At 43.4% G+C, this 730-nt stretch carries 1 protein-coding gene; it reads right to left on the reverse strand.

What is annotated here, in order from left to right; translation table 11 throughout:
- Positions 1 to 730 (reverse strand): hypothetical protein (locus ES677_RS15425; protein WP_170235080.1); only part of this gene is annotated, 730 nt, incomplete at both ends.

Consider the following 730-nt stretch of genomic DNA (forward strand, 5'->3'; position numbering starts at 1 on the left):
CTGTATTAAACGTCGCTGTTTCCCAACATTCTGTCGCTGGTGCTGCTGCTTGTGTTCCTGTTACATCCCATATACACGTATCATTATTAAACGTTGCAGTTTCATAACATTCTGTGGTTGGAGCTGCCGCTTGTGTTCCTGTTACATCCCAAAGACACGTATCATTATTAAACGTCGCCGTTTCCCAACATTCTGTCGCTGGTGCTGCTGCTTGTGTTCCTGTTACATCCCATATACACGTATCATTATTAAACGTTGCCGTTTCATAACATTCTGTGGTTGGAGCTGCTGCTTGTGTTCCTGTTACATCCCAAAGACACGTATCATTATTAAACGTCGCCGTTTCCCAACATTCTGTCGCTGGTGCTGCTGCTTGTGTTCCTGTTACATCCCAACTACAAGTTGTATCATTAAACGTTGCTGTTTCCCAACATTCTGTCGCTGGTGCTGCTGATTGTTCTCCTGTTACCTCCCAAATACACGTATCATTATTAAACGTCGCTGTTTCCCAACATTCTGTGATTGGTTCTGCTGCTTGTGTTCCTGTTACAACCCATTCGCAAGTACCGTTATTAAACGTTGCCGTTTCATAACATTCTGTGATTGGTTCTGATTGTTGTGTTCCTGTTACCTCCCATTCGCAAGTATCGTTATTAAACGTTGCCGTTTCATAACATTCTGTCGTTGGTGCTGCTTCTTGTGTTCCTGTTACCTCCCAAATACACGTATC

Origin of the sequence: Bizionia gelidisalsuginis (assembly GCF_008086185.1) — a bacterium.
In the GTDB taxonomy this organism is placed as follows: Bacteria; Bacteroidota; Bacteroidia; order Flavobacteriales; family Flavobacteriaceae; genus Bizionia; species Bizionia saleffrena.